Source organism: Streptomyces sp. NBC_01233, from assembly GCF_035989305.1.
Classification (GTDB): Bacteria; Actinomycetota; Actinomycetes; order Streptomycetales; family Streptomycetaceae; genus Streptomyces.
This window is the reverse complement of the sequence record NZ_CP108514.1, coordinates 4,561,019-4,579,777: the sequence shown is the minus strand read 5'-3', so window position 1 is coordinate 4,579,777 and position 18,759 is coordinate 4,561,019. Positions and strand designations below refer to the sequence as shown.

The following is an 18,759-nucleotide window of genomic DNA, read 5'->3' as shown; positions in this document are numbered from 1 at the left end:
GGCCCGTCCGGCACCTTTCTCGATAACAGCGGGGGTCAGGGGATCAGCGGCGCGACATGTAGATGTCGAGCGCCTTGTGCAGCACCTTGTTGAGCGGGAAGTCCCACTCGCCTACGTACTCGACGGCTTCGCCGCCCGTGCCGACCTTGAACTGGATCAGCCCGAACAGGTGGTCGTTCTCGTCCAGCGTGTCAGAGATGCCGCGCAGGTCGTAGACGCTGGCGCCGAGTGCGTACGAGTCGCGCAGCATGCGCCACTGCATCGCGTTGGAGGGCCGGACCTCGCGCTTGTGGTTGGCGGAGGCGCCGTAGGAGTACCAGACGTGCTGGCCGACGGTGAGCATCGTGGCGGCGGCCAGCGGCTCCCCCTCGTGCGTGGCGATGTACAGGCGCATCCGGTTCGGGTCCTCGGCGTTGAGGGCCGTCCACTGGCGCTGGAAGTAGCTGAGCGGGCGCGGGCGGAACTTGTCGCGCTCGGCCGTGATCTCGTACAGGTGCTGCCAGGTCGGCAGGTCGTCGTAGCCGCCCTGGACCACCTCGACGCCGGCCTTCTCGGCCTTCTTGATGTTGCGGCGCCACAGCTGGTTGAAGCCCTTGAGGACGTCGTCCAGCGAGCGGTTGGCCAGGGGCACCTGGAAGACGTAGCGGGGCTGTACGTCGCCGAATCCGGCGCCGCCGTCCTCGGCCTGCTGCCAGCCCATGCGGCGCAGCTTGTCGGACACCTCGAAGGCGCGGGGCTCGATGACCGAGGCCTCCACGTCGCGCAGGCGCTTCACGCCCGGGTCCTGGATGCCGGCCTTGATGGCGGTCGCGTTCCAGCGGCGGATGACGACGGGCGGGCCCATCTTCACGGTGAAGGCGCCCTGCTGCTTGAGGTGGGCCAGCATCGGCTGGAGCCACTCCTCCAGGTTCGGGGCGTACCAGTTGATGACCGGGCCCTCGGGGAGGTAGGCGAGGTACCGCTTCACCTTGGGCAGCTGTCGGTACAGCACGAGGGCGGCACCGACGAGTTCATTGGACTCGTTGAACCATCCGAGGTTCTCGGAACGCCACTCGTTCTTCACGTCGGCCCACGCCGGGACCTGGCAGTGGCTAGCCGAGGGCAGGCTCTGGAGGTAACCCAGATGCTGCTCTCGGCTGATGGTCCTCAGGGACAGGCTCATGCGGGGCGTCTCCTCCGGCGGCTTCGCTGGCTATGGCGCGAAGCCTACTGCGACAAGGGCGCCACCCATCTGGGGGACGGGCCGCAGGCCCGGGCCGGTGCGGAGCCGGCGCCCTGCCGCGGAGGAGCCCGGGCCGGCCCCGTCAGCCGCCGAAGAGGCCGCCGTGGAACATGCCGATGAAGAAGCCGATGGCAGACGCGCCAAGGCCGATGATCAGGGCGAAGCGCTCGCGTGTCGTGACGGAGATGAACTGTCCGTACGCGCCGGTCAGGATCCCGATCAGGCCTGCCCACGTGGTGAGCAGGTGCAGGCCGTGGAAGAAGGCCGTGACGAACGCCACGGCTCCGAGGATCAGGGTGGCCGCCATCAGGGTGTCCTGCAGCGGGTGGGACTTGCCGTCGGTCGCGAGGAGCGAGATCTGGGACTGCGGTCGCATGGCCTGTGCCATCGGAAGGCACCTCCTGGCTGAAGCAGAACGGTGCTGGGAGCCGCCTCCGGCAAGGGCCGGGGCGTAGCACCGAGCACACCCGATGGATACAGATTGAGGCCCCCTCCCGTCGGATTTCAACCGGAAGGAGTCGAGGAGGTAGTCTGTACAGCTGCGCGGTGTCTGCTCTCGGACACCGTGCGCACGCATCACGACCCTCCTGCCACGGAACGACCGTGGCCGCTGAGTCCAAAGGAGGTGGGTTCCACATGCGTCACTACGAAGTGATGGTCATCCTCGACCCCGATCTCGAGGAGCGCGCTGTCTCCCCGCTGATCGAGAACTTCCTCTCCGTCGTCCGTGAGGGCAACGGAAAGGTCGAGAAGGTCGACACCTGGGGCCGTCGTCGTCTCGCTTACGAGATCAAGAAGAAGCCCGAGGGCATCTACTCGGTCATCGACCTTCAGGCCGAGCCTGCGGTCGTCAAGGAGCTTGACCGACAGATGAACCTGAACGAGTCGGTTCTCCGGACCAAGGTCCTTCGCCCCGAGACCCACTGAACTTCGGTTCAGCGGTAATCGGGACCGAGTAGCACAGCAGCCCAGCAGCAATCCCCGCCGAGAGGTTCATCCATGGCAGGCGAGACCGTCATCACGGTCGTCGGCAATCTCGTCGACGACCCCGAGCTGCGCTTCACCCCCTCGGGTGCGGCGGTCGCGAAGTTCCGTGTCGCGTCCACTCCCCGCATCTTCGACAAGCAGACCAATGAGTGGAAGGACGGCGAAGGCCTGTTCCTGACCTGCTCGGTCTGGCGTCAGGCGGCGGAGAACGTCGCCGAGTCCCTTCAGCGGGGCATGCGCGTCATCGTGCAGGGCCGGCTGAAGCAGCGGTCGTACGAGGACCGTGAGGGTGTCAAGCGCACGGTCTACGAGCTGGACGTCGAGGAAGTCGGCCCCAGCCTGAAGAGCGCCACGGCCAAGGTCGCCAAGACCAGCGGTCGCGGTGGCCAGGGTGGGTACGGCGGCGGTGGCGGCCAGCAGCAGGGTGGCGGCGGTGGCTGGGGTGGAGCCCCCAGCGGCGGCGGCGCCCCGCAGGGCGGCGGAGGTCCCTCCGACGACCCGTGGTCGTCCAGCGCGCCGGCCGGTGGCCAGCAGCAGGGCGGCGGCGGGGGCGGTTGGGGCGGAAGCTCCGGCGGCTCCGGCGGCTCCGGCGGTGGCTACTCGGACGAGCCGCCCTTCTAGGGCAGCTCGCATCCCCACTTCTTGATCACACAGGAGAGACACAATGGCGAAGCCGCCTGTGCGCAAGCCTAAGAAGAAGGTCTGCGCATTCTGCAAGGACAAGACCGCGTACGTGGACTACAAGGACACGAACATGCTGCGGAAGTTCATTTCCGACCGCGGCAAGATCCGTGCCCGCCGCGTTACCGGCAACTGCACGCAGCACCAGCGTGACGTCGCCACGGCCGTGAAGAACAGCCGTGAGATGGCGCTGCTGCCCTACACGTCCACCGCGCGATAAGGAAAGGGTGACCGACTAATGAAGATCATCCTGACCCACGAGGTCTCTGGCCTCGGCACCGCCGGCGATGTCGTCGACGTCAAGGACGGTTACGCTCGCAACTACCTGGTCCCGCGTGGTTTCGCGATCCGCTGGACCAAGGGTGGCGAGAAGGACGTGGCGCAGATCCGCCGCGCCCGCAAGATCCACGAGATCGCGACCATCGAGCAGGCCAACGAGTTCAAGGCCAAGCTCGAGGGCGTGAAGGTGCGTCTGGCCACCCGTGCGGGTGACGCCGGCCGTCTCTTCGGCTCCGTGACCCCGTCCGACATCGCCACGGCGATCGAGGCTTCCGGTGGTCCGAAGGTCGACAAGCGCCGCGTTGAGCTGGGCGCCCCGATCAAGACCCTCGGTTCGTACCAGGTCTCCGTGCGTCTGCACGCCGAGGTCGCCGCGAACGTGGGCATCGAGGTCGTTGCCGCCTAAGGGCTGCACGTGAAGGGCCGCACCCCTCGGGGTGCGGCCCTTCGTCGTTCTCCGCTGCTTCCTGGTGCTTCCACGGTGTTTCACGTGAAACACCGTGGAAGCACCGGCTAGCGGGAGGCTCCCGCGATCAGCCAGCGGCCCGAGCGGGCGCGCACCCTGAGGGTGACCATCCGGACCAGCATCATCAGGGTCATGGCCCACCAGAGCGTCGTGATGCCGCCGCCGACGACCGGGACGAGGAGGGCGGCCGGGACGAACGCGGCAAGGGTCAGGAGCATGGCCCGGGCCAGGTAGCGGCCGTCGCCCGCGCCCATGAGGACGCCGTCGAGCACGAAGACGATGCCCGAGACCGGCTGGGAGAGGGCCACGACCAGCAGGGCGGGCAGCAGGGCCGCCTCGACCGCCGGATCGCTGGTGAACAGCGGAATGAACACCGGGCGGGCCAGGACCACCAGCAGGCCGAGCACGACGCCCGAGGCGATGCCCCACTGCACCATGCGGCGGCAGACGGCCCTGGCGCCCTCCGTGTCCCCCGCGCCCAGGTAGCGGCCGATGATGGCCTGCCCGGCGATCGCTATGGCGTCGAGGGCGAAGGCGAGCAGGCTCCACAGGGCGAGCAGGATCTGGTGGGCGGCGATGTCGGCGTCGCCGAGCCTGGCGGCGACGGCGGTCGCGATCATCAGAATGGCCCGCAGGGACAGGGTGCGGACCAGCAGGGGCGCTCCGGCCTGGGCGCAGGCCCGTATGCCGACAGGGTCCGGGCGCAGGGAGGCGCCGTGCCGCCGGGCTCCGCGGACGACCACGACGAGATAGGCGGCTGCCATCGCGCACTGGGCGATGACCGTGCCCCAGGCGGAGCCGGCGATGCCGAGGCCCGCACCGTAGACGAGGGCGGCGTTCAGGCCCAGGTTGAGGGTGAAGCCGCCGATGGCCACGTAGAGCGGGGTGCGGGTGTCCTGGAGGCCGCGGATGACCCCGGTGGCGGCCAGGACCATGAGCATCGGCGGGATGCCGAAGGCGGAGATCTGCAGATAGGTGGTGGCGTACGGGGCGACGGTGTCGGAGGCTCCGAAGAGGGAGATCAGCGACGGCGCCGCGGGCAGCACCACGGCGACGACGGCCGCGCCGAGCAGGAGGGCGAGCCAGATGCCGTCCATGCCCTGCCGGATGGCCGCTTGCAGGTCGCCCGCGCCGACCCGGCGGGAGACGGCCGCGGTGGTGGCGTACGCGAGGAAGACGAAGACGCTCACGGCGGTGGTGAGCAGTGCGGCGGCGATGCCGAGGCCGGCGAGCTGGGGAGTGCCGAGGTGGCCCACGATGGCGCTGTCGGCCATCACGAAGAGGGGCTCGGCGACGAGCGCGCCGAAGGCGGGGACAGCGAGCGCGAAGATCTCTCGGTCGTGCCGTCTCGGCCCAGCCTTGGGTGCTGTGAGGGCCTGTGTCATGCGCTCAATCTAATCTTCCACAGGTAATGGATGCAACCTATCTGCGATCCTTACTGCGGTGCCGATGTGAGCCTTCTCCGCGACTCGTTGGAGGCGATCTCGAGACAGTGGCCAAGATTTTTCTTCCCCACCGTCTCCAGGGAGAGAAATCCCAGGTCAAGTGAGGTAACGGGGTGGTGCGGGTGATTTTGTCCACAGCGTCGTCCCCCGGTCCGTGCACAGCTTCCGGCGAGTTACCCACAGCATTGGCGCCGTCATCCACATCTCATCCACACAGCCTGTGGATAACAAGATTGGCTGACGCCGCTCCCGGCCCTACCGTGGTGCGTTGCCCGACTCGCCGACAGCCGATTCGGGTGCCCCAAATGTCAGAGCCGTGTCGTAGAAAGAGTGGCACGGCAAGGTCCGCGTTGCGGACGGGAGGAGGCGGCCCGGTGAGCATGCCCGAGGCCATGGACGACCCCTGGGCCGACAGCGGTCCAGGTGACCGTCTGCCCGCCCGTCCGCGCCGTAACAGCGAAGGCCGTGGCCGCGGGGACGAACAGCACGACCGGGGCCGCGAGGGCGGCTCCTGGGACGGCGGCGGCAGCGGTGGCGGCTTCGAGCGCGTCCCTCCGCAGGACCTCGACGCCGAGCAGTCGGTGCTCGGCGGCATGCTGCTGTCGAAGGACGCCATCGCCGACGTCGTCGAGGTCATCAAGGGCCACGACTTCTACCGGCCCTCGCACGAGACGATCTACCAGGCGATCCTCGACCTGTACGCCAAGGGCGAGCCCGCCGACCCGATCACGGTCGGCGCCGAGCTGACCCGGCGCGGGGAGATCAGCAAGGTCGGCGGGGCCTCGTACCTGCACACGCTGGTGCAGTCCGTGCCGACGGCGGCGAACGCCGAGTACTACGCGGAGATCGTCCACGAGCGGGCCGTCCTGCGCCGGCTGGTCGCCGCCGGTACGAAGATCACGCAGATGGGATACGCGGCCGACGGCGACGTCGACGAGATCGTCAACAGTGCCCAGGCCGAGATCTACGCCGTCACCGAGCAGCGGACCTCCGAGGACTACCTGCCGTTGGGCGACATCATGGAGGGCGCGCTCGACGAGATCGAGGCGATCGGTTCCCGCAGCGGCCAGATGTCGGGCGTCCCGACCGGCTTCACGGACCTCGACTCGCTCACCAACGGCCTGCACCCCGGCCAGATGATCGTCATCGCCGCCCGTCCCGCCATGGGCAAGTCCACGCTCGCGCTGGACTTCGCCCGCGCCTGCTCCATCAAGGCCAACCTGCCGAGCGTGATCTTCTCCCTCGAAATGGGGCGCAACGAGATCGCGATGCGCCTGCTGTCGGCGGAGGCCCGGGTGGCCCTGCACCACATGCGCTCGGGCACGATGACGGACGACGACTGGACCCGGCTGGCACGCCGGATGCCGGACGTCTCCGCCGCCCCGCTCTACATCGACGACTCCCCCAACCTGTCGATGATGGAGATCCGGGCCAAGTGCCGCCGGCTCAAGCAGCGCAACGACCTCTCGCTCGTGGTCATCGACTACCTCCAGCTGATGCAGTCGGGCGGCTCGCGCCGTCCCGAGAGCCGTCAACAGGAGGTCTCGGACATGTCCCGAAACCTCAAGCTGCTGGCGAAGGAGCTCGAGGTCCCCGTGATCGCGCTCTCCCAGCTGAACCGTGGTCCGGAACAGCGCACCGACAAGAAGCCGATGGTCTCCGACCTGCGTGAGTCCGGCTCGATCGAGCAGGACGCGGACATGGTGATCCTGCTGCACCGCGAGGACGCGTACGAGAAGGAGTCTCCCCGCGCGGGTGAGGCGGACCTGATCGTGGCCAAGCACCGTAACGGCCCCACGGCCACGATCACCGTGGCGTTCCAGGGCCATTATTCGCGCTTCGTGGACATGGCCAACACGTAGCATCCGATCATGGATGATCTTTCTGAGGACCTGGAACTTCTCCCTGCCACCCGGCGTGCCCTCAGACACCGGATCGCCGTCGCGCAGAGCGCCGGGCGGGCGCCGTCCGTCGTGGCGGCCGTCGTGCGCGGCGGGGAGGTGGTCTGGGAGGGATCTCGGACCTCGGTCGAGGGGCACGGTCCGGACGGGAACGTTCAGTACCGGATCGGCTCGATCACCAAGACCTTCACGGCTGTTCTGGTGATGCGCCTGCGGGACGAGGGACTCCTGCGGCTCTCGGATCCGCTGGAGAGGCACCTGCCGGCGACGGGCGCCGGTGAGGTGACCATCGCTCAGTTGCTGGCCCACACCGGCGGACTGGCGGCCGAGACCCCCGGCGAGTGGTGGGAGCGCACCCCCGGCGAACTGCGGCCCGAGCTCGCCGACGTCCTGGGCGACGAGCCGTTCGCCCACTCGCCGGGAAGCCGCCACCACTACTCCAACCCGGGCTACACCCTGCTGGGTTCGCTGGTGGAGGCGCTGCGCGGGCAGCCCTGGGAAGAGGTACTGCGGGCCGAGGTGCTGGAGCCCCTGGGGCTGGACCGCACGGGCGGGCAGCCGCAGGCCCCGCACGCGGGCGGCTGGGCGGTGCACCCGTGGGCGGACGTGATGATGCCCGAGCCGCTGGAGGACCTGGGGCTGATGGCCCCGGCGGGACAACTGTGGTCCACGACCAGGGACCTGGCCCGGTTCGCAGACTTTCTGCTGCACGGTGACGAGCGGGTCCTGAGCGCGGATTCCGTACGGGAGATGCGCACACCGGCGGCGCCTGCGGAGCCCGGTTTCGCCGACCTCGGCTACGGGCTGGGGATGCAGCTGACGGCCGACGGCGAGCGGAGGCTCGCGGGTCACAGCGGATCTCTGCCCGGTTTCGTCGCGGGGCTGTGGCTGAGCGAGGCGGACGACGTGGCGGCGGTGGTGTTGGCGAACTGCACCTCGGGGCTCCCGGCCGCGACGGTGGCCGCGGAACTCGTCGGGATCGTGGCGGACGCCGAACCCCGGTTCCCGAGGCCGTGGCGGCCCTTCCTGGAGTCGGACCGGGTGCCGCTGGAGCTGTGCGGCCCCTGGTACTGGGGGACTTCGGCGCAGGTGGTGCGGCTGACGGCGGAGGGGCTGCTGGAGCTGGGCCCGGTGGGCGCGACCGGGCGCACGGCCCGCTTCCGGGCCGAGCCGGACGGCACCTGGACCGGACTGTCCGGCTACTACGCGGGTGAGACGTTGCGGGCGGTGCGCCGCGGGGACGGCTCGGTGAGCCACCTCGATCTGGCGTCCTTCGTGTTCACGCGCGAGCCGTACGACCCCGAGGCTCCGGTGCCCGGCGGGGTGGACCCGCGGGGCTGGCGGGGCATCGGCTGACGGGCCGGGTCCGAACCGGCGTCGGGGCGGGGGCCGGGCTCAGGCGACGAGTTCGCGTTCCAGCGGGGTACGGAAGCGCGGGGTGATGCGGGAGTCGCCCACCCATGCGGCAAGGCGGTCGGCCTCGGCGGTGATCGCCTCCTCGGCGGCGCGGCCGGGGCTGCCCAGCAGCCGCCAGACGATCTCGCCGTCGGAGCGCTGGGCCCAGCCGCCGACGATCTCGCCGTTCCACCACACGGTGGGGCCGATGTTGCCGGCGTAGTCGAAGAGCGCGGGCTTGTGGGCGGGGTCGAGGTGGAAACCGCGGTCGGCCCAGCCCATTCCGGTGGGGTCGAGACCGGGCAGCAGCGCGGCCCAGGGCTCCGGGGCAGGTTCGGGCACGGTGTCCCCGGGGCCGACGAGGGCGGTGCTGCCGTCCTCGAGGCGGACCTGCTCCGGGCCCACGGCGGCCAGTGCCCTGCGGACGTCCGTGAGGGTCCAGCCGGTCCACCACTTGAGGTCGGCCTCGGTGGCCGGGCCGTAGGCACGGAGCCAGCGGCGGGCGATCTCCGCGCGGGCCTCGACGGCGGGTACCGCGGGCCACGGCTCGGTGTGCACCCAGCGGTACTGGCTGGAGGTCCACGACCCGCGCGGCCGGTCGCGCCGGATCCGGCCGTCGGCGGCCAGCAGCCGGATGACACGGGTCGCGACGCCGGTCAGGGTCTCGTACTTCTTGCCCCGGCCGATGGTGATCTTCTGGCGCAGGGCGGGCACGGCGGCCGACAACTGGCTTCCGGTGGCCGGCCCGTGGATGTCGAGGGCGTCGAGGGCGGCGGCCTCCGCCTGGGCCAGCCACTCGGCGTCGAGCCCCTGACCGTCCTCGTCGAGGTGCTTGAGGAAAGTGCGGCGCTCCTTCACGGCGATGGCCCGGGCGGTCGAGGCGTCGACGTAGGGGGCGAGTTCCGTTGAGACGGCGAAGAGCGTGTTGCGCATGCTGAGCAGCCGCACGAGGCTGACGTCCTCGTAGAGTGCCCGCTCGACCACACCGGGACCGCCTTCGGCGAGCCGGGCCCGGGCGGAGAGGAAGATCGTCGCGGCGTCGGTGGCGTGCAGGGCGACCACGGAGTCCGCCGCCTCCGCCACCGTGGCGGCGCGGGCCGAGGGAACGAGGCGGTGCCGCCGTCCGAGCCGGTGGCGGCGCTCGGCGGTGGTGACCAGGGGGAGGCTGGGGCTCATCCTCCCGATCGTAGGCCGGGCCGCCGACACGACGGCCCGGCCTGCCGGTCGGCGTGCTCAGAGCTGCAGCTTGAACCCGACGTGGGACGCGGTGAATCCGAGCCGCTCGTAGAAGCGGTGGGCGTCGGTCCGGGTCACGTCGGAAGTCAGCTGCACGAGGCTGCAGTTCTCGGCGCGGGACTTCTCCACGGCCCATTCGATGAACCGGGTGCCCAGCCCGCCGCCGCGCTCGCCCGCGTGGACACGGACGCCCTCGATGAGGGAGCGGGTCGCTCCCTTGCGGGAGAGGCCCGGGACGATCGTCAGCTGGAGGGTGCCCACGACACGGTCCGCGCGGACGGCGACGACAAGGTGCTGGTTCGGGTCGTCGGCGAGGCGGGCGAGGGCCGCGCGGTACGGGGCGAGGTCCTCAGGAGACTCACGGGTGGCGCCCAGCGGGTCGTCGGCCAGCATGGCGACGATGGCCGGCAGATCGGCTTCGGTCGCGGGCCGGATGGCCAACTCGGGGGTGTCGGTCATGAGCGGTGTCTCCCTTCTCAGCCCGCGGCCACGGTGAGCGGAGCCCAGCGGCGGGTCCAGTCACCGGGCAGGTCGGGGATGTCCCGGGTCATGACGGCGTTGAAGGCCACGGAGTCGAGACCGCGGCCCTTGAGCCAGGTGACGAGCTCCTCGTGCCGTACGTCGACATCAGTGCGCAGCGCCCGGTCCGTACCCGCGGCGAGTGCGGTGACCAGCGACTGGGCGGTGCCGGTGTCCTTGGCGATCAGCGGGCCGATGACATGGGTGTCCATGTTGGGCCAGGCCGCCGCGTAGCCGGTGAGGGTGCCGTCTGCGCGGCTGTCCTCGGCGACGAGCAGCCGGTCGGCGAAGGCGGGCAGCCTGGTGATCATGTGGGTGCGGTCGGTGCCGAAGACTTCGGCGTCCAGACGCAGGATGCGCGGGAGGTCCGCGGCGGTGGCCGACCGGACCCGGGGGGCGCCGGGGGCGCCTGGGGTGGCTCCGGGCCGGAAGGTGCCCTTCAGCATCTCGGCTCGGCCCGTGGTCTTGAAACCGAGCTCCTCGTAGAGGGGGCGGCCGTACGGAGTGGCGTGCAGGGTGAGGGGAACACCCTTGAGCACGTCGTCGCAGATGTGGGTCATCAGGCGCCGGCCGAGGCCCTGACGGGCGTAGCGGTCGGCCACGAGGACCATGCCGATGGCGGCGAGCTCCGGGCCGGCGCCGGTCTGGCCGTATCTGGTGACGATGCACGCCGCCGCGAGTCCCCGGCCGTCCGGCGCATCGATGCCGTACCCCGTTCCGGCAGCGAGGAGCAGACCCCACTTGTGGTCCTCGCGGAGCCAGCCGCGATCTTCGGACAGGTCGGCGCAGCGGTGGAGATCGTCCACGGTCAGCGTCCGGATCGGCAGATCGGTGATGTGTGGTGGTGTCACCGCCTCAGACTGGATCATGGACTGGGAGCCGTCCAGGGGATTTGGGGGGAGATGTTTCACGTGAAACACCGCCCCTCCCGGTGGTGGTGGCGGCTGGGTGGTGTTTCTCCCCCCAGCTACCGCTGGGAGGTGCCTCCAGTGAAAACGCGCTGTTTCACGTGAAACGAACCCACTAACCTCGATGGTTATGACCCGCCTGCACCTCTTCGACCTCGACGGCACGCTGATGTACGGCTCGGCCGCGCCGGTCGAGATCTCCCGCCAACTCGGTCTGAGCGCCGAGATCGCCGCATTGGAACGGGCCTTCGGTGCGCGTGAGATCGGGCCGCACGAGTTCTCGGCGGCCGCCCACGCGCTCTGGGCCGAGCTCACGCCCGCGCATGTCCGGGCGGCGTTCGAGGGGTCTCCCTGGCTCGCGGGGATCCGGGACGTCTGGCAGGAGATCCGGGAGCGCGGGGACTACTGCGCGGTGATCTCCCTGTCGCCGTCCTTCTTCGTGGAGCTGCTGCTGGAGTGGGGTGCGCACGCCGCGCACGGTTCGGTCTTCCCGGAGGTGCCGTTCACCCGGCCGGTGGAGGCCGCCGGGATCCTCACGCCCGAGGGCAAGGTCACGGTGGCGGACCGGCTGTGCGAGCAGTTCGGTGTGAGCCGGGGCGACTGCGTCGCGTACGGGGATTCGGTGACCGACGCGGTGCTCTTCGAGGTCGTGCCGGTATCGGTGGCGGTCAACGCGCGGCCCTATCTGGCGGAGCGTGCGACCCATGTCTATGAGGGTCGGGACCTGCGGGACGCATACCAGCTCGTAGGGGTGCCGCGCCCGGGAGTTCAGGCATCTTAGGAGGAAAGTGGGTTCGAAACGCGGACTTTCCGCATTTCCCCACCGGCCTCTGAGTCGGCTGGCACGCTGTGAAACTCGGAACCACGGATTCACAGATCGTGGCGTGTGCAGACCGACCGAGATGCTCGAAGCGAGGCACCGCATGGACGCTCCGCCCACCAGATCGGCCAGACGCGAATCGGCCCGGATATCCGACGAGGGCGGTGCGGCCGAGCCCTCACCGGATGCCGTGCTCATCCGTCGGACCCTCGCGGAGATCGCCCCCATCGCCAACAAGGTGACCTCGTACTTCTATGCGCTGGTCTTCTCCGGGCACCCCGAAGTGCGGGGCATGTTCCCCGCCGCCATGGACACGCAGCGCGACCGGTTGCTGAAGGCCCTGCTGACCGCCGCCGAGCACATCGACAACCCGGACGTACTCGCCCCCTATCTGCGCCGGCTGGGTACGGGGCACCGCAAGTACGGCACCATGGCCGGCCATTACCCCGTGGTCGGCGAGGCCCTGGTCGGGGCGCTGGCCCGGTACGCCGCGGACAGCTGGGGGCCGGAGACGGAGGCCGCGTGGGTGCGGGCGTACACCGCGATCTCCCAGATCATGATCGACGCGGCGGCGGAGGACGAGGTGATGGCCCCGGCGTGGTGGCACGCGGAGGTGGTCTCCCACGATCTGCGCACCTCGGACATCGCTGTGCTGACGGTCCGCCCCGACCAGCCGTACGCCTTCCTGGCCGGCCAGTACGCGAGCCTGGAGACCCCGTGGTGGCCGCGGGTGTGGCGGCACTACTCCTTCGCCTCGGCGCCGCGCGCCGACGGGCTGCTGTCGTTCCACGTCAAGGCCGTCCCCGCGGGCTGGGTCTCCAACGCGCTGGTGCGCCACGCCCGCCCGGGGGACGTGCTGCGCCTCGGACCGCCGGCCGGGTCGATGGTGGTGGACCACACCACGGACAACGGGATGCTGTGCCTGGGCGGAGGCACCGGCATCGCCCCGATCAAGGCGCTGATCGAGGACGTGGCCGAGCACGGCGAGCGGCGGCCGGTGGAGGTGTTCTTCGGGGCGCGCAGCGACCATGACCTGTACGACAAGGACACGCTGCTCGGGCTGCAGCGCTCGCATCCGTGGCTGTCGGTGCGCCCGGTGGTGGGCGACGGGCTGGCCGGTCAACTCCCGCAGGCCGTGGGTGAACACGGGCCGTGGAGTTCGTACGACGCCTTCATCTCGGGGCCGCCCGCGATGATCCGGAGCGGAGTGGACGAGCTCCTTCGGATCGGCATCCCCGGCGAGCGGATCCGCCACGACGCGGTGGAAGAACTGGTCGGCATAGCCGGCTGAGACCGGCGGGCAGCCCGCCGGTCCCAGTCCGGGCTCAGCCCAGGTCGGGAGCGTGCATGGCGCGTACGCCCTCGATGTTGCCGTCGAGGTAGTGCCGCAGGGACAGCGGGACGAGATGGACGGCGGCGATCCCCACGCGGCTGAAGGGCACGCGGACGATCTCGTACTCGCCCTCGGGTTCGTCGATTTCGGGGCCGTGCCGCAGGCTCGGGTCCATCGATTCGAGGCGGCAGACGAAGAAGTGCTGCACCTTCACGCCGGTCACCCCCCTGTCGGCGATGTGCTCGACGGTGTCGACGAAGCAGGGAACCACGTCGGCGATCTTCGCGCCGAGTTCTTCGTGGACCTCTCGGTGGAGGGCGTCGACGACGGTGGCGTCCGAGGACTCCACTCCCCCGCCGGGGGTGAGCCAGTACGGATCGACGCCGGGCTTGGTGCGTTTGATGAGGATCAGGTCGTCACCGTCGAGCAGGATCGCGCGGGCGGTGCGTTTGACCACGGGGCGTTCGGTCATGGGAGAAGAGTGGCCCACCACTCCGCTTCTGAAACGCGCCACGGGCCGGAAAAGAGGGGCTCACCAGTGCACGGCGGCTTCCACCAGCCGGTCGTGCGCCCGCGCGAGGTGGGCGAGGGCGAGGCTCCCGGTCCGCACGACCAGGAACCAGGTGCGCAGTGGCGGTACGGAGGGCTCCGCCAGGGCCACCATCCGGCCGCTGTCGAGGGCCTCCTGGCACAGGTGGCGGGGCAGGACGGCGAGCCCGGCGCCGGCCCTGACGCATTCCAGTACGGCCCGCAGGTCGGGAGCCACCACGGTGGCGGCCAGCGACCGGGCCTCGGGCGGGGTGTCGAAGACGGCGGCCCAGTAGCGGGTGACGAGCGGCAGGGTCTCGTGGACCTCCACGACCGGGATGCCGTCGAGAGCGGCCGGACCCTTTTCGCGCAGCTGCTCCGTGTCGACGAGCGCGGCCCAATAGGGCGCGGCGACCAGGACGTGCTCCTCGTCGCACAGGGCGGTGGCGGTGAAGAGCCCGCCGCGCGGGTGGGCGGTGGTGACGACGAGGTCGTGGTGACCGGCGGCGAGTCCGTCGAGGGTCGCTTCGGCGCCGGTCTCCAGGGCTGCGCGCAGGGTGTGGCCCTGGCCGACGAGGGGTGCCAGGGCGGGCAGCACGCGCAGGCACAGGAACTCGGGCGGCCCCGCGACGTGGAGGGTGCGCAACGCACCGGCGGCCTCCCGCCCGGCCTCGGTGATCCGCAGCAGCGCGTCGAGGTGCGGGGCGGCCTGGTGGGCGAGTTCGTCGCCGACGGAGGTGGGGGTGACACCGCGGGCCCGGCGGTGGAAGAGGGGCCGCCCCAACTGGCGTTCCAGGGTGCGGATCTGCGAGGTCACGGCGGGCTGGGACAGGCCCAGGAGGGCGGCGGCCCGGGTGAACGAGCCGGCCCGGTGGACGGCGACGAAGGTGCGCAGCAGGGCCAGGTCCATCGCGGCACCTCTCGGTGGGGGCCTTCAACTATAAATATGCCGATAGGCCCCTGTCGTTACCGTGATTGGACTCTGACGCAAAGTCAATTAGCCTTGTCGCGTGGTTCCTCGCGCGCGGAACCCGGGCGGTCCGAGCCATGAGGGGGGAGGCTTGGACCGTCGTCCCGGGGACCGCTCAGCCGGCGCCGCCTGCGACGTCGAGGGCGCGCAGGACGTCCGCGACCAGGTCCTCGGTGTCCTCGGCCCCGGCGGAGAAGCGGATGAAGCCCTCCGGCACGGCGTCGCCGCCCCACCGTCCGCGCCGCTCGGCGGTGGACCGCACTCCACCGAAACTCGTGGCGTCCTCGACCAGGTGCAGGGCGGCCATGAAGCGTTCCGCGTGGGCGCGGTCGGGCAGGGTGAAGGAGACCACCGAGCCGAAGCCGCGCATCTGGCGGGCCGCCGTCTTGTGCGAGGGGTCCGTGGCCAGGCCGGGGTAGCGCAGCCCGGTGACGTGGGGGCGGCCGGTCAGCGCCTCGGCGACGGCCAGCGCGTTGGCCCACTGCCGGTGCGCGCGCAGCTGGATCGTGGCCAGGGAGCGGTGGGCGAGCCAGGCCTCCATCGGGCCCGGGATCGCGCCGACGATCTTGCGCCAGCGCCGGACGCCGGCGGCGAGCTCCGGGTCGCGGCAGACCACGTACCCCAGCAGCAGGTCGCCGTGGCCGGTGAGGCCCTTGGTGCCGCTCGCGACGGAGAAGTCCGCCCCGAGCTCCAGGGGACGCTGCCCGAGCGGGGTGGCGAGGGTGTTGTCGACGGCGACGAGGGTCCCGCCGGCGTGCGCCGCGTCCGCGAGGCGCCGTACGTCGCATACGTCGAGCCCGGGGTTGGACGGGGTCTCGATCCACAGCAGCCGGGCTCCGTCGAGGACCGCGAGCTGGGCGTCGGCGCCGGTCGGGGCGGTGCGCACGCGGATCCCGTACGCCTCCAGCTGCTCCCGCAGCAGGGGCAGCGCCTGGTAGCCGTCGTCGGGCAGGACCACGGTGTCGCCGGTGCGCGCCTGGGAGAGGAGGACGGCGGAGACCGCCGCCATGCCGGAGGCGAAGACGATGGTCTGCACTTCCTCGCCGGGGGCCTCCAGTTCCCCGATCGCCCGCTCCAGCAGGGTCCAGGTGGGGTTGGTGTCGCGGCCGTAGGCGTACGGGCCTTCGACGTCGCCCGGGAGGTGGAAGTGGGCGGCGAAGACCGGTCCGGGCAGGGTCGGCTCGTTCTTCACGGGCTCCGGCAGTCCGGCGCGGACGGCGCGGGTGCCGTCGCCGGTCGCCTCGGCTGTTCTTTCGGGGGCGTACTCGTTCACGCGGTGTGCTCCTTCAGGGCCTCGCGTACGGCGTCCAGCAGACCGGGGCTCGCCGCCTCGACCAGCTCCAGGCACTCCTCGAACCCGTCGAGGGACCCGTAGTAGGGATCCGGTACGTCGCTCTCCGCGGCTGCGGCCGGATCGTAGGACCGCAGCAGCCGGATCTTGGCGGCGTCCTGCGGAGTGGGTGCGAGTGCCCGCAGGTCCCGCAGGTGTCCGGCGTCGAGCGCGATGACGAGGTCCAGGCGTTCGAACCAGGCGGAGCGGAACTGCCGGGCCCTGTGGTCCTGCTCGTAGCCCGCGGCTCCCAGGACGGAGACGGTGCGGGGGTCGGCGCCGTCGCCCTCGTGCCAGCCGCCGGTCCCGGCGCTGTCCACCTCGACCAAGTCCTCGAGGCCGGCCCGGGCCACGTGGGCACGGAAGACGGACTCGGCCATGGGGGAGCGGCATATGTTGCCCGTGCAGACGAAGCAGACGCGGTACATGGGCGTCATGGGCGGTCCGTTCAGTTCTTGTCGGGAAGGACCATGTTCATGGCCCAGGAGACGATGGAGATGATCAGGCCGCCGAGGACCGCGGTCCAGAACCCGTCGACGTGGAAGCTGAGCTCGAGCTGCGAGGCCAGCCACGAGGTCAGGAGCAGCATCAGGGCGTTCACGACGAGGGTGAACAGGCCCAGGGTGAGGACGAACAGCGGCAGCGAGAGCAACTTCACCAACGGCTTGACGATCAAGTTCACCAGGCCGAAGACCAGCGCGACCAGGATCAGGGTGAGCGTCCGGCGGCCCAGACTGGTGCCGTCGTCGAGGGTGATGCCGGCGAGCAGCCAGATGGCGACGGCCAGGGCCGCCGCGTTGGCGAGCGTCTTGACTACGAAATTCATCATGTGTCTGATCGTGGCAGAGAAGATCCCGGTGGGACATCCGCAGATCAGCGGATGCGACGGCGCTACCGAGCACAAGGGGCACAACCACGATGAAAGCCTTCCGGCTTGACGAGCTCGAAGCGGAGCGGGCCGCCAACGACGGCGCCTATCTGCAGTTCCTGCGCGAGCGGAACATGTCGGTCGGGCTGTACGCGCTCGACGCCGGGCAGGTCGATCCGCAGCAGCCGCACCGCCAGGACGAGGTGTACTTCGTCGTGAGCGGGCGCGCCTCGATCACCGTCGGGGAGGAGACGACCACCGTGGCGCGCGGCAGCGTGGTCTACGTCCCGGCGGGCGTCCCGCACAAGTTCCACCACATCACCGAGGACTTGAAGGTGATGGTGGTCTTCTCCCCGCCGGAGAGCTGAGCGCACCGGGCGGCTGAGGGTCGGGGCCCTGATTCCCCTAAGGGGCGGGTCAGGGGAGTCCGGGGGCTCGCGGGCCCCGATACGGGGCCGTGGACTCCTAGCATCGAGAGCAGGAAGTCAAGGACGAGGAAGAGGTCGAGGACATGGACGGCATCCGAGAGACATTCGCAGGCATGCCCTGGTGGGTTAAGTGGGTCGCCGTTCCGCTGCTGGCGCTGTTCGTCTTCGGCGGCGTGATCACCAGCATCCTGACCGTGCTGATCGGGGTCGTCTTCAAGGTGCTCCTCTTCGTCGGCCTCGTCGCCGGCCTGGTGTTCGTCGTGAAGAAGGTCGGTGGCGGCCGTACGAAGTCCTCCTCCGGCGACTGGTAGAACGCGACGGGGACGAGCCCGGCGGGTCCGGGATTGAGCCAGGTGAGGGAACGTGAGGCACTCAACCGCACACACCCCCGGAATCGGCGGATAGAGTGGCAATCTGCGCCGGTCCCTGGGCATCGAAAGCCGGTACTGCCGCTCTGACCTGCGGTGATGCTAACGAGCCGCCGAGTACGACCCCCAGGAGTCACGGCATGCGCGGGGGCGGCCCCCGCAGGGCGGGCCTCCCCGAAGGCCCGCCGCCACGCCTGGGGGTGAGCTTTGTCTCCGGTTCACAACGCCGGTGTGCCGACGCTGATCGGCTCGGTCCAGAGGGCGCTGAGACTGCTCGAAGCAGTGGGGTCCCATAGTCAGGGAGCCCCGGCGAAACAGCTCGCGCGCGAGGCCGGGCTCCCGCTTCCCACCGCGTACCACCTGCTGCGCACCCTCACTCACGAGGGCTATCTGCGCAGGGAGGGCGGAGTCTTCGTCCTCGGCGACGCCGCGGGTCGGCTCGCCGGTGGGGGGCTCCAGCAGAAACGTCGCAGCATGATCCTCGACTCCCTCGCGCACTTCCGCGACGCGGTCGGGGCCCCCGTCTACTTCGCGGTCTACCGCGAGGGTGAGATCGAGGTCGTGGGAGTTTCGGACACTCAGGCCAGCCCGGCCTGCGAGGAGTGGGCCGACTTCCGTGCGACCGGCCATGCGCACGCCATCGGGCAGTGCCTGCTCGGACAACTCGACGAGAAAACGCGCAAGGACCATTACGACCGATATCCGGTCGAGCCGATCACCGCCTATACCGTGCGGGATCTCCGGTCGCTCGAGCACCGGATCGGCACCCTCGGGCGAATGCAGCCAGTAACCGAACGCCAGGAATATGCCCTCGGCACGGTCTGTGCGGCCATCCCCATCACAGCGGGCGATACCGCCGCAACCATGGCTATTTCTCTCCCCCTGCACCAGGAAGATCGATTGCGTTGTGTAGTCGATCGACTACGGAGTGAAGTGGGCGCGCTGTTGAGCACCCTCTCGTTCTCTATCAGTATCTGAAAACTCACTCCTTGTGATCTGCTAGCGCTTCCACCACTCTTGTCAAGAGGAGCCTGGGGGATCATTCCTGGCCACTTCCACTACAGCGGGGTAGGCA

Annotated in this window: 22 protein-coding genes; 11 read left to right on the top strand and 11 right to left on the bottom strand. The window is 70.1% G+C overall.

Going from position 1 to position 18,759, the window contains the following annotated elements:
- Positions 1–43 precede the first annotated feature (43 nt).
- Both OG332_RS21555 and OG332_RS21550 read right to left on the bottom strand, forming a co-directional pair.
- Positions 44–1,162, bottom strand: a complete 1,119-nt coding sequence (locus OG332_RS21555) for a lipid II:glycine glycyltransferase FemX (RefSeq protein WP_319721201.1) — start codon at positions 1,160–1,162, stop codon at positions 44–46.
- Positions 1,163–1,304: 142 nt separating this feature from the next.
- Positions 1,305–1,610: a hypothetical protein gene (locus tag OG332_RS21550; protein WP_327415003.1), complete on the bottom strand. Its 306-nt coding sequence runs from the start codon at positions 1,608–1,610 to the stop codon at positions 1,305–1,307.
- A 248-nt stretch (positions 1,611–1,858) separates the two neighbouring features.
- Between OG332_RS21550 and rpsF the strand changes: the two genes are divergently transcribed.
- From rpsF to rplI, 4 genes are all read left to right on the top strand, one after another.
- Complete coding sequence (rpsF, locus tag OG332_RS21545; protein WP_004950685.1) at positions 1,859–2,149, top strand: 30S ribosomal protein S6; 291 nt, start codon at positions 1,859–1,861, stop codon at positions 2,147–2,149.
- Between the two features lie 72 nt (positions 2,150–2,221).
- Positions 2,222–2,830, top strand: a complete 609-nt coding sequence (locus OG332_RS21540) for a single-stranded DNA-binding protein (protein ID WP_327415002.1) — start codon at positions 2,222–2,224, stop codon at positions 2,828–2,830.
- Between the two features lie 43 nt (positions 2,831–2,873).
- Entirely contained in the window at positions 2,874–3,110 is a 237-nt protein-coding gene (gene rpsR / locus OG332_RS21535) for a 30S ribosomal protein S18 (protein ID WP_005315025.1), read from the top strand.
- 18 nt (positions 3,111–3,128) lie between these two features.
- Entirely contained in the window at positions 3,129–3,575 is a 447-nt protein-coding gene (gene rplI, locus OG332_RS21530) for a 50S ribosomal protein L9 (RefSeq protein WP_327415001.1), read from the top strand.
- A 107-nt stretch (positions 3,576–3,682) separates the two neighbouring features.
- Here the strand turns inward: rplI and OG332_RS21525 are convergent, their stop codons facing one another.
- Positions 3,683–5,020 carry an MATE family efflux transporter gene (locus OG332_RS21525; RefSeq protein ID WP_327415000.1) on the bottom strand — a complete coding sequence of 446 codons (1,338 nt, stop codon included), beginning with the start codon at positions 5,018–5,020 and terminating at the stop codon, positions 3,683–3,685.
- 452 nt (positions 5,021–5,472) lie between these two features.
- On the opposite strand from OG332_RS21525, the gene dnaB reads away from it, so the two are divergent.
- Positions 5,473–6,942 carry a replicative DNA helicase gene (gene dnaB, locus OG332_RS21520; RefSeq protein ID WP_327419330.1) on the top strand — a complete coding sequence of 490 codons (1,470 nt, stop codon included), beginning with the start codon at positions 5,473–5,475 and terminating at the stop codon, positions 6,940–6,942.
- A gap of 9 nt (positions 6,943–6,951) precedes the next feature.
- The gene (locus OG332_RS21515; protein ID WP_327414999.1) at positions 6,952–8,337 is read left to right on the top strand and encodes a serine hydrolase domain-containing protein; all 1,386 of its coding nucleotides are present in this window, start codon (positions 6,952–6,954) and stop codon (positions 8,335–8,337) included.
- A 39-nt stretch (positions 8,338–8,376) separates the two neighbouring features.
- On the opposite strand, the gene OG332_RS21510 is transcribed toward OG332_RS21515, so the two are convergent.
- From OG332_RS21510 to OG332_RS21500, 3 genes are read right to left on the bottom strand one after another with little or no spacing between them, the layout of a single operon-like run.
- The gene (locus tag OG332_RS21510; RefSeq protein ID WP_327414998.1) at positions 8,377–9,552 is read right to left on the bottom strand and encodes a winged helix DNA-binding domain-containing protein; all 1,176 of its coding nucleotides are present in this window, start codon (positions 9,550–9,552) and stop codon (positions 8,377–8,379) included.
- Between the two features lie 57 nt (positions 9,553–9,609).
- The gene (locus tag OG332_RS21505; RefSeq protein ID WP_327414997.1) at positions 9,610–10,071 is read right to left on the bottom strand and encodes a GNAT family N-acetyltransferase; all 462 of its coding nucleotides are present in this window, start codon (positions 10,069–10,071) and stop codon (positions 9,610–9,612) included.
- A gap of 17 nt (positions 10,072–10,088) precedes the next feature.
- Entirely contained in the window at positions 10,089–11,000 is a 912-nt protein-coding gene (locus OG332_RS21500) for a GNAT family N-acetyltransferase (protein ID WP_442816187.1), read from the bottom strand.
- A 169-nt stretch (positions 11,001–11,169) separates the two neighbouring features.
- Here OG332_RS21500 and OG332_RS21495 point away from each other — a divergent pair, with 169 nt between their 5' ends.
- Together OG332_RS21495 and OG332_RS21490 are read left to right on the top strand one after the other, a co-directional pair.
- Positions 11,170–11,820 (top strand): HAD family hydrolase, encoded by a 651-nt coding sequence (locus OG332_RS21495; protein WP_327414995.1) that lies wholly within the window; start codon positions 11,170–11,172, stop codon positions 11,818–11,820.
- A 121-nt stretch (positions 11,821–11,941) separates the two neighbouring features.
- Positions 11,942–13,150, top strand: a complete 1,209-nt coding sequence (locus OG332_RS21490) for a globin domain-containing protein (protein WP_327419329.1) — start codon at positions 11,942–11,944, stop codon at positions 13,148–13,150.
- A gap of 34 nt (positions 13,151–13,184) precedes the next feature.
- On the opposite strand, the gene OG332_RS21485 is transcribed toward OG332_RS21490, so the two are convergent.
- The 5 genes from OG332_RS21485 to OG332_RS21465 form a co-directional block, all read right to left on the bottom strand.
- Positions 13,185–13,664, bottom strand: coding sequence for an NUDIX hydrolase (locus OG332_RS21485; RefSeq protein WP_327414994.1), 480 nt, complete (start codon positions 13,662–13,664; stop codon positions 13,185–13,187).
- 60 nt (positions 13,665–13,724) lie between these two features.
- Positions 13,725–14,630, bottom strand: a complete 906-nt coding sequence (locus tag OG332_RS21480) for a LysR family transcriptional regulator (protein ID WP_327414993.1) — start codon at positions 14,628–14,630, stop codon at positions 13,725–13,727.
- 175 nt (positions 14,631–14,805) lie between these two features.
- Positions 14,806–15,963, bottom strand: a complete 1,158-nt coding sequence (locus tag OG332_RS21475) for a cystathionine gamma-lyase (protein WP_327414992.1) — start codon at positions 15,961–15,963, stop codon at positions 14,806–14,808.
- Positions 15,960–16,448: a low molecular weight protein-tyrosine-phosphatase gene (locus OG332_RS21470; protein WP_442816367.1), complete on the bottom strand. Its 489-nt coding sequence runs from the start codon at positions 16,446–16,448 to the stop codon at positions 15,960–15,962. Before OG332_RS21470 ends, OG332_RS21475 begins: the two co-directional genes overlap by 4 nt.
- A gap of 20 nt (positions 16,449–16,468) precedes the next feature.
- Complete coding sequence (locus tag OG332_RS21465) at positions 16,469–16,849, bottom strand: phage holin family protein (RefSeq protein WP_327414990.1); 381 nt, start codon at positions 16,847–16,849, stop codon at positions 16,469–16,471.
- A gap of 89 nt (positions 16,850–16,938) precedes the next feature.
- Here OG332_RS21465 and OG332_RS21460 point away from each other — a divergent pair, with 89 nt between their 5' ends.
- The 3 genes from OG332_RS21460 to OG332_RS21450 all read left to right on the top strand — a co-directional run bounded on the left by OG332_RS21460 (position 16,939) and on the right by OG332_RS21450 (position 18,662).
- Positions 16,939–17,256 carry a cupin domain-containing protein gene (locus tag OG332_RS21460; RefSeq protein WP_319721218.1) on the top strand — a complete coding sequence of 106 codons (318 nt, stop codon included), beginning with the start codon at positions 16,939–16,941 and terminating at the stop codon, positions 17,254–17,256.
- Between the two features lie 152 nt (positions 17,257–17,408).
- On the top strand, positions 17,409–17,627 hold the full coding sequence (locus OG332_RS21455) for a DUF5326 family protein (protein ID WP_327419328.1): 219 nt from the start codon (positions 17,409–17,411) through the stop codon (positions 17,625–17,627).
- A 297-nt stretch (positions 17,628–17,924) separates the two neighbouring features.
- Positions 17,925–18,662, top strand: coding sequence for an IclR family transcriptional regulator (locus tag OG332_RS21450; protein ID WP_442816366.1), 738 nt, complete (start codon positions 17,925–17,927; stop codon positions 18,660–18,662).
- Positions 18,663–18,759 lie beyond the last annotated feature (97 nt).